General features: G+C 38.8%; 10 protein-coding genes and 1 pseudogene. 7 read left to right on the forward strand and 4 right to left on the reverse strand.

The window, feature by feature from the left end; all coding sequences use genetic code 11:
* Nucleotides 1–740 (forward strand): annotated as a pseudogene (locus QZT73_RS05220) (TonB-dependent receptor); the annotation flags it as partial.
* Nucleotides 741–789: 49 nt separating this feature from the next.
* Here the strand turns inward: QZT73_RS05220 and QZT73_RS05225 are convergent.
* Nucleotides 790–1236, reverse strand: a complete 447-nt coding sequence (locus QZT73_RS05225) for a GNAT family N-acetyltransferase (RefSeq protein WP_291786987.1) — start codon at nt 1234–1236, stop codon at nt 790–792.
* Between the two features lie 87 nt (nt 1237–1323).
* On the opposite strand from QZT73_RS05225, the gene QZT73_RS05230 reads away from it, so the two are divergent.
* Nucleotides 1324–1734: an OsmC family protein gene (locus tag QZT73_RS05230; RefSeq protein WP_291783791.1), complete on the forward strand. Its 411-nt coding sequence runs from the start codon at nt 1324–1326 to the stop codon at nt 1732–1734.
* A gap of 279 nt (nt 1735–2013) precedes the next feature.
* Here QZT73_RS05230 and QZT73_RS05235 read toward each other — a convergent pair whose 3' ends face one another.
* A complete protein-coding gene (locus tag QZT73_RS05235) occupies nt 2014–3258 on the reverse strand; it encodes a cation:proton antiporter (protein ID WP_291786991.1) in 1245 nt (414 codons plus the stop codon).
* A gap of 186 nt (nt 3259–3444) precedes the next feature.
* Here QZT73_RS05235 and QZT73_RS05240 point away from each other — a divergent pair, with 186 nt between their 5' ends.
* Genes QZT73_RS05240 through QZT73_RS05255 form a run of 4 tightly spaced genes read left to right on the forward strand, consistent with a single transcriptional unit; the run spans nt 3445 to nt 5682 of the window.
* Nucleotides 3445–4152, forward strand: coding sequence for a DUF1538 domain-containing protein (locus tag QZT73_RS05240; protein ID WP_291786994.1), 708 nt, complete (start codon nt 3445–3447; stop codon nt 4150–4152).
* A 44-nt stretch (nt 4153–4196) separates the two neighbouring features.
* Nucleotides 4197–4916: a DUF1538 domain-containing protein gene (locus QZT73_RS05245; protein ID WP_291787004.1), complete on the forward strand. Its 720-nt coding sequence runs from the start codon at nt 4197–4199 to the stop codon at nt 4914–4916.
* Between the two features lie 4 nt (nt 4917–4920).
* On the forward strand, nt 4921–5268 hold the full coding sequence (locus tag QZT73_RS05250) for a P-II family nitrogen regulator (RefSeq protein ID WP_291779205.1): 348 nt from the start codon (nt 4921–4923) through the stop codon (nt 5266–5268).
* 18 nt (nt 5269–5286) lie between these two features.
* On the forward strand, nt 5287–5682 hold the full coding sequence (locus tag QZT73_RS05255) for a CBS domain-containing protein (protein ID WP_291786996.1): 396 nt from the start codon (nt 5287–5289) through the stop codon (nt 5680–5682).
* Between the two features lie 47 nt (nt 5683–5729).
* On the opposite strand, the gene QZT73_RS05260 is transcribed toward QZT73_RS05255, so the two are convergent.
* Nucleotides 5730–6554 carry a universal stress protein gene (locus QZT73_RS05260; RefSeq protein ID WP_291779211.1) on the reverse strand — a complete coding sequence of 275 codons (825 nt, stop codon included), beginning with the start codon at nt 6552–6554 and terminating at the stop codon, nt 5730–5732.
* A gap of 162 nt (nt 6555–6716) precedes the next feature.
* On the opposite strand from QZT73_RS05260, the gene QZT73_RS05265 reads away from it, so the two are divergent.
* Complete coding sequence (locus tag QZT73_RS05265) at nt 6717–8201, forward strand: potassium/proton antiporter (protein ID WP_291786999.1); 1485 nt, start codon at nt 6717–6719, stop codon at nt 8199–8201.
* Nucleotides 8202–8298: 97 nt separating this feature from the next.
* Here the strand turns inward: QZT73_RS05265 and QZT73_RS05270 are convergent.
* Nucleotides 8299–8516 (reverse strand): hypothetical protein (locus QZT73_RS05270; RefSeq protein WP_291787001.1); only part of this gene is annotated, 218 nt, incomplete at its 5' end.

The raw sequence follows: 8516 nt of genomic DNA on the forward strand, positions 1-8516 counted from the left end.
AAAACCAAAACTTAAGGACTCCTTATGAATTTACGAGGTTCCAGCCTGAAATTGTAAGGTCATATGAAATCGGTTATAAAAGTTTGATTGCGAATAACAAATTGCTAATTGATGGATATTATTACTATAACAGATTTGAAAACTTCATTGGTGGTCAAATACTGGTTCAGGACGCAAATTTTGATCCACAAAATCCCGCTTCCGCTTTGGGCTTAAATCTTTTGAGTGCCAATACCAGAAATGTTTTCTCCATGCCGGTCAATAGACAGGAAGTAATTAGATCCTATGGTTGGGCTTTAGGGGCAGACTACCAATTGCCTAAAAACTACACTATTGGAGGTAATGTGTCCTTCAATAAGTTGGCGAATTTGGATGAGTTAGCGGAAGTAGGATTCATCCCTTCCTTCAATACACCGGAGTACAGAACCAACCTTACATTTGCCAACAGAAACATCAACAACAAAAACATCGGTTTCGCCATTGCATGGAGATGGCAGGATGAGTTTGTTTGGCAATCTTCCTTTGTTGCTCCTGGAGTGAATGCCCAACAGCTTTCTGTCATGCCAGCCTTTAGCACCTTAGATGCCCAGGTAAGCTATAAAGTGAAAAGCATCAAGTCCATTGTAAAATTGGGTGGTCAGAACTTGTTCAACAGTTCAGGCTTCCGTCAGGCTTGGGGTAACCCTACTGTCGGAACCATGTACTTTGTTTCCCTTACCTTTGATGAATTCTTGAATTAATAAATAAATGAAGTCATAAAAAAAGCCATTCTAAAAAGAATGGCTTTTTTTATGACTTAAAATCTTTTGCCGATAACCTCATGGGTGTCACCCTGCCATAAAAATCAAAGCTCTCCCCTACTATCCTTGCCCCCATTTTACTAAGTAAGTTTACGGTTATATCCCTTGCTTCAATATGAATCTCTTCAGCATCTTCTTCAAATAGCGCTTTAATACTATGACCTGCCAACTGCCTGCCAATCCCTTTTCCTCTGTAGTCAGGATCTACAGCATACCTTCCCCAATGCCAGATTTCCCCATCCCACCATGCAATGGCCAAGGCGAGTAGCCTGTTGTTTTTCCTAATACCCCAACTCTTTTGGATCTCATTTTTTACTGGTAGGTAATCTCTGGGTATTCCTTGTTCTATGGTAAACACTTTTTCCATCAACGCAATGGCTTTTTCCATATCTTCATCAGAAAGATGGTAAATATTTAATGTCCCAAAGTCTTCCATCCGATGAATTTAAATCTTATTTTTAAAAAAAGGAACAAATACAATACGCAATGCATTATTTTATGGAAACCATAACTACAAATTGATATGAAAAGAAAAGCAACTGCCGTATGGCAAGGTTCAGGAAAAGAAGGTAAAGGCCATTTGACTACCGAAACCGGCGTACTGGACAAAACCCAATATTCATTTAGTTCCCGTTTTGAAGATGGGAAAGGCACAAATCCAGAGGAATTGATTGCAGCGGCCCATGCAGGCTGCTTTGCGATGAAACTCAGTTTCAATTTGAGTGGGGCAGATTTTCCACCACAAGAATTGGATGTACAGTGTGTCATTACTTTTGAAGACGGTACGATCAAACAATCCAAATTGATTCTGAAAGCCCAAGTGGTTGGTATCAGTGAGGAAAAATTTGCTGAATTGGTCAAAGACGCAGAAGAGAACTGTCCCATTTCCAAATTATTGGATACTGAAATCGTAGTAGAATATACCTTGAACTGATTTGATTCAAACACTCTCCAACTCATTTTTTGGAGAGTGTTTAGGATCTGCTAAAAAAGTCTCAGGTGCAACATATTCTAGGCGGCAATGCAAAGATGTATTTTTATACCTTGAGCTGAAACCAACAAAGAAGATGGTGTACCTGAGGCTAAGCTATAATTATCAAATATTGATACTTTGGTGCAAAGGTTTTAACATATCTTGATTAAAAAACTTGCACGCTGATCTATAAAAATTACTTTTTATGTAATGATTTACATAGCTGTTTTTCAGCAGGGCCTAATTATTTTTTTTCAGTAGCCAATCAAAAACAGGTTTGGCTGAAAGTCCATGAATTAATAGGGAGAAAACAATGATCACCAAAAGCAACGCAAATAGTTCTGCCTGTTGCTCAAAATCAGCTTGGTTAAAAGCATACAATACATAATACAAGGATCCAATTCCCCTTATACCGAAAAAGGCTATTATCCAACGTTTTTTCTGGGGCAAGGGTGTTTGGATCAAAGCCAAATAACCGGATATGGGTCGGATTAGCATCACCACCAAAAAAGCAGTGGGCACCATATACCATTGAAAATCATCTATAAATTCGTGGCTTAAATAAATCCCTACCAAAGAAAATAAAACCACAATCAGTATTTTCTCCATTTCTTCTGAAAAATCATGTAAAGTCTCCAGGTACTTACCTGATTTCTCTTGATTTCTAAAAACGCAGGCCGCCACAAATACCGAGATAAAGCCATAACTGCTGGCTATTTCCGCCAGACCATAAGGAATTAGGGTAAGACTCAAAGAAAGAATTCCTATACTTGCTGCCAGTTTTTTGGATTTAGGTTTGGGGAAAAGTGGAATTGTTTTGTACAAAAGCCAACCGGATGTCCAACCAATAAGCGTCCCTGCAATAATTTTATAGAAGAAGTCCATCCATAGCCAATCCCAGAACCAATTGGAAGGATGGGCGCCAAGGAGTGCCATGGCTATGGCCAAATTGGTAAAAGGAAATGCCAGCCCATCATTTAAGCCCGCTTCCGTTGTCAAAGCCAATCGGGTATGTGAGTTGTCTTTTTTACTGGGCGAACTGGTCTGTACATCAGAAGCCAAAACAGGGTCTGTTGGGGCTATTACTGCACCGAGAAGCATCGCTGTAGCCGGAGCAAACCCAAGCCCTATCCATCCCAAGAAAAAAACAGCGATGATGGTCAAAGGCATCGTGATAATCAATAAGCGAAAAGAATATTGCCAGGTTCTCCAGGAAAATGGATTACGCAACTTCAGCCCTGCCGAGGTCAGTGAAATGATAACCCCCATTTCTGTCAATCTTTTTCCCCAATAAGGATCCTTGGTAAAGCCCGGTAAAGGATTATCCTCAAAAAACATGAATACTATTATCGCTAATAGTAAGTATACAATAGGAGCTGTAACCACGTGCTTGGTCAGGAACCTAGGAAATAATGAGGCAATTAAAATGGCAACTCCCAAAAATAACAAAATCAGGTCGTAGGTGTCTACTTGAATAAAATCCATCACTCGTTTAATTTAGTTAAATTCTTTTTAATAGCGAAATGAGTCTTTAGCTATTAAAAAAAGGTTTTTTTACATTTAAGTTCTTTTTAAGTAGCTTTAACTATATATTCAAAAAAACTTGATTCTTGTTTTATGGCTTTTTTTTCTAGGATAACAAAGTTAATCGTTTATTCTTCTAAAAAATTAATGAGTGCCTTTTTAGACCTCTTACCCATTTTATTGGTCATTTCATTTTTTCAATTAGTCATTTTACAACAACCCTTCCCGCAGTTTTATGAAATCCTTTTTGGTAGTACTTTGGTCTTATTAGGCCTAATGCTATTTATTGAAGGTTTGGAGATGGGGTTGTTTCCCATTGGTGAGTCAATGGCTTATGCTTTGGCTAAGAAAGGAAGTCTGTTTTGGCTACTTTTTTTTTCATTTGCTTTAGGATTTTCGACTACAATTGCTGAACCCGCTTTGATTGCAGTGGCTCAGGAAGCTGCAAGAATCTCTGCTGAAAGTGAACTCATAGGGTCTTCAGAATCAGCTAAGTCTTCCTATGCATTAGGATTAAGGATATCCGTGGCCTTTTCGGTGGGTTTTGCCATATTATTGGGAGTGCTTAGAATCTTAAAAGGCTGGCCTCTTTATTATCTAATAATTGGAGGATATGTTATTGTCATGCTAATTACCATCGTAGCCCCAAATGAAATCATTGGACTTGCTTATGATTTAGGCGGTGTTACCACCTCGACCATTACTGTGCCTTTAGTCACGGCTTTGGGCGTAGGACTTGCTTCTGTAATTAAAGGTCGAAATCCATTATTGGATGGATTTGGATTGATTGCTTTTGCATCTCTATTTCCAATGATTTTTTCTATGCTTTATGGAATTGTAATTTTTGGACTATAATGGAAAATATCTTACAAGGGTTCTTTTATTCTTTTGGCGCAACAATGAAAGATGTGGCTCCCATTATAATCCTAATTGTTGGTTTTCAAATTTTTGTTTTAAAAAAACCAATACCAAATTTAAAAAAAGTAATATTGGGTAGTATTTTAGTTATAGTTGGTCTTACATTATTTTTGCTAGGGCTTGAAAGGGCCTTATTTCCTGTAGGAAATTTAATGGCTGAACAATTATCTAATCCAGAATTCATAAAAAAACACTATCATAATCCTGAGAGTTGGTTAGCTTATTACTGGATTTATTTGTTTGCTGCAATGATTGGATTTGCCACCACCATTGCGGAACCATCTTTGATAGCAGTAGCTATCAAAGCCAATGAAGTATCCGGCGGAACCATCAAAAAATGGGGATTAAGGATTGTAGTCGCAGTAGGTGTTGCTTTGGCCTTAGCACTTGGTACTTTTAGGATTGTTACAGGTACTCCTTTGTATCTATATATTCTTGTTGGATACATTATTGTTATTATCCAAACGATTTTTGCCCCAAAAAAAATAATTGCATTGGCTTATGATTCAGGCGGGGTGACAACTTCCACAGTTACAGTTCCAATTGTAGCTGCTTTGGGATTGGGACTTTCAGGTGTAGTCCCAGGTAGGAATCCGGCTATAGATGGATTTGGTCTGATTGCATTTGCAAGTCTTTTCCCTATTATCACGGTATTGGCCTATGCTCAAATCATGGAATTATTGAATAAAAAGAAAAAATAAGCTTATGAAATTTAAAATCATCATGGCCTTGGTGAGGCCTACTATCACAGAGAAAGTGCTCGATGCCGCAAGAAAGGCAGGTGCTACAGGCGATGTCATTATTTCCGCTAGAGGAAGTGGTTCTTCCAAGTCCAAGTCCTTTTTTGGTCTTGAACTGCAGGATCAAACAGAAATATTGATGTTTTTGGTAGAACAACACACAGTTGAAAGTATTATTGAAGCTATCCAAAATGCAGGTGATCTCAATGAACCCGGAATGGGCATTGCCTTTGTCCTCAATGTGGAAAAAGTAGCAGGTCTGGAAAGTCAAATGGAAAAATTTAAAGAACAGGCCAGAAGTAAATATTTATAAATAAATTGTGCTAAAGCTATGGAAAAGATTAAAAAAACCGCTGAAGATGTCATGTCCCTTAAATTGGTATTTATAGATGGAATGGATACTGTAAAAGAGGCTGTTGACCTGATTAGAAAAGAAAATGTCAATGCCCTGATGGTCAAAAAAAGAAATCAAAACGATGCCTTAGGTATAATGACTGTTTCAGATGTAATCAAAAAAGTTTACAACCTAAATTTAGATCCCAAAGAGGTCAACGTTTTTGAAATCATGACCAAACCGGCCATTTCCATCCCACATGACATGAACCTTCGCTACATTCCCAGATTGATGCTTAGGGCTAAAATCCAGTCTGCTCCAGTAGATAAAATGGGGGAATGTATAGGGATGATCTACCTGAACAACCTGCTGCATGAAGGCTATTTGATCTGAAATGGAAAGATCAGCAACCTAATGAGCTGTTTTCCATTTAAGAAATGTTATTTAAGGGGTAAAACGATCAAGGGAATAGAGCCGTCAAAAACCAATTCGTTGACCAGAAACTTTCTGAAAATCTTGTCCTGAAAGGTTCTTCCTCCTTTCTGGATGAGCAACATCTGATTGCCATTTTCGTTGAAGAAACTTTTTACTTTGGAGAACACATCAGCGCCAATGAATACACTAATTTCGTTCTTCAAGTCAAGGGTATGCATGATGGAAAGCATTCTCAAATAATCATACAAAGTATCTTCATCGTCCCCCTCTCTGGCAATACTAACCCAATGTATGGATCTCACGGATGTTGGGAGACATGTCATCAGCCTTCCAAAAACTTCTTCATTAAAACCAAATTTAGGATGAGCTGTAACTACTAACTTATCAAAAGCATCTTCTTTTTTGAAGGTTTTGGGAACTGCTACCGTTATATGGTTAAGCCTTTCAATCACTTCAGACACCATGCTTCCTAAAAAAATCTGTTTCAGTATCCCTCCCCCTTTAAGTCCCATGAAAATCATGGCGTCCTCATCAATTTTTTTAAGATATTCCAAAATCGGCTCTTCCAAAATTTCCAAAGAAACGGCATCTGAAGAGCCAAAAATTTCCTTGTTGAGCTTCAACCATTGGTTGAGCAATTTCCTTTTATGATCATACAGCAACTTCAATCTGAGGTCGTGATTGGCCAGGGTGGGCAGATGAAAATCCAGTTGATGTAAAACTTTAATTTCAGCTTTCTTTCCAGCAACCCAGGTTTTTACCATTTTCAAGGTACTTTCTGTGTAATCAGAAAAGTCTACCATCACATAAATTTTCAAAAGTTGCTCCATGGTTATTTTTGTTTGACTAAAATTATGAGGTTGATTTAAAAATTACAAAGATTGTTGAAAATTGAATTAATTTTAGGGCCTTAGGTTTGAATGAATATCCCATTATTCTGACAATTTATTTCACTGACGGGGCGCCATTTCAATGTTCAATTTGTTTTAGCCATGAGTTTGACTTCAGAAAATATCCTTTTTATTGGCTCTATTTTATTGTTTTTAAGTATTCTAGCGGGAAAAACTTCCTATAGGTTTGGGGTCCCCACGCTTATACTATTTCTTGGGATTGGTATGCTGGCGGGTACAGATGGTGTAGGTATAGAATTTGATAACCCCTCCATCGCCCAATTCATCGGTATCGTATCCCTGAACTTTATTTTGTTTTCCGGTGGCCTGGACACCAGTTGGAAGTCCATCAAACCTGTCTTATGGCAGGGCATTTCATTATCAACAGTTGGAGTATTGATTACCGCTGTGTCTTTAGGGCTTTTTTTCTGGCAGATTTCAGATTTTTCAGTGTACGAGGCACTGCTCTTGGGGGCAATCGTCTCTTCTACAGATGCCGCGGCCGTATTTTCCATATTAAGATCCAAAAGCCTGGCGCTGAAATATAAACTCAGGTCTGTATTGGAATTGGAAAGTGGAAGTAATGATCCAATGGCTTATGTGTTGACCTTAGCCTTTTTAGGCCTTGTAATGCAACCAGAAACTTCTTTTACCTCCCTGATTCTTTTGTTTGTACAGCAAATGAGTGTTGGTGCCCTTCTCGGACTTGCCTTTGGTTGGTTGTCAAGGCAGACCATCAACCGGATCAATCTAGGGTTTGATGGCTTGTATCCAGTTTTGGTGATTTCCATGATGTTTACCACCTTTTCTTTCACAGATATTTTAGGAGGAAATGGTTTTTTGGCTGTTTACCTATGTGCTGTGTATTTGGGGAACCATGATTTTATCCATAAAAAAACCATTCTGAAAATCTATGACGGAATGGCCTGGCTGATGCAGATTGTGCTTTTCTTGACCTTAGGCCTCCTGGTTAATCCAAGTGATGTCATTCCATTGGCAGGTTTAGGGCTCGCAGCTTCTCTATTCCTTATTTTTGTTTCCAGACCACTGGGTGTTTTCCTTTCCTTGTTGCCCTTCAAAATGAAAAACCGAAGAAGAAGCTATATTTCCTGGGTTGGATTAAGAGGTGCAGTCCCCATTGTATTTGCGACCTATCCCCTAATAGCTGGCATTGAAAAAGCCCCCATAATTTTTAACGTGGTGTTTTTCATATCTGTCACATCTGTATTGATACAAGGCACTACCCTCTCTAAGGTTGCTGCTTGGTTTAAGGTAGCCTTGCCTGAAAAAGTCAAACCTGTTTCTCCCTTGGACAGCTTCCTTAAAGAAACACCCAAAACAGCCATGGTGGAAATCCATGTTCCCAAAGAAAACCATATAGTGGGTGAAAAAATCCTGGACCTGGGTTTTCCCCAAAATGCCATCATTGCCATGATCAAAAGGGATAAAAATTACCTTACCCCTAATGGTGCCACCAAAATTTTGGCCAATGACACCTTAATCGTTCTGGCGGAGACGTATGAGCATCTAAGAAATGTTTATGAAGTGCTTAACCTTCCTGCCCCTGATTTTGAGGACGATCATTGAGTCTTAAGTCAGTATTATGAAAAGTAACCCTGAGATTTTAACATTTAGGAAAATGTTCGGAAAAGGTAGTGACAAAATTACACGTCATGCTGAGATTTTAACATTTTGGAAAAAGTACAGAAAGGGTAATGACAAAATTACGCGTCATGCTGAACGTAGTAAAGCATCTCCAATATTTTGGGAGACTCCCCGAAAGGATCGGGGCAGGCTTTCCTTCGTCAGAGTGACGTACATTTCTGTCAATGGTAACCGTCACCCTGAGTGAAGCGAAGGGTCTCCTATCATATGGGAGATGCTTCGACTCCGCAAGCTCCG

Origin of the sequence: Cecembia sp. (assembly GCF_007126775.1) — a bacterium.
GTDB lineage: Bacteria > Bacteroidota > Bacteroidia > Cytophagales > Cyclobacteriaceae > Cecembia.

What these genes read in the sequence shown, in the direction of transcription:
- QZT73_RS05250 (WP_291779205.1), top strand. Translation starts at nt 4,921, where the DNA reads ATGAAATTTAAAATCATCATGGCCTTGGTGAGGCCTACTATCACAGAG.
- QZT73_RS05225 (WP_291786987.1), bottom strand. Translation starts at nt 1,236, where the DNA reads ATGGAAGACTTTGGGACATTAAATATTTACCATCTTTCTGATGAAGAT.
- QZT73_RS05230 (WP_291783791.1), top strand. Translation starts at nt 1,324, where the DNA reads ATGAAAAGAAAAGCAACTGCCGTATGGCAAGGTTCAGGAAAAGAAGGT.
- QZT73_RS05260 (WP_291779211.1), bottom strand. Translation starts at nt 6,554, where the DNA reads ATGGAGCAACTTTTGAAAATTTATGTGATGGTAGACTTTTCTGATTAC.
- QZT73_RS05245 (WP_291787004.1), top strand. Translation starts at nt 4,197, where the DNA reads ATGAAAGATGTGGCTCCCATTATAATCCTAATTGTTGGTTTTCAAATT.
- QZT73_RS05265 (WP_291786999.1), top strand. Translation starts at nt 6,717, where the DNA reads ATGAGTTTGACTTCAGAAAATATCCTTTTTATTGGCTCTATTTTATTG.
- QZT73_RS05240 (WP_291786994.1), top strand. Translation starts at nt 3,445, where the DNA reads ATGAGTGCCTTTTTAGACCTCTTACCCATTTTATTGGTCATTTCATTT.
- QZT73_RS05255 (WP_291786996.1), top strand. Translation starts at nt 5,287, where the DNA reads ATGGAAAAGATTAAAAAAACCGCTGAAGATGTCATGTCCCTTAAATTG.
- QZT73_RS05235 (WP_291786991.1), bottom strand. Translation starts at nt 3,258, where the DNA reads ATGGATTTTATTCAAGTAGACACCTACGACCTGATTTTGTTATTTTTG.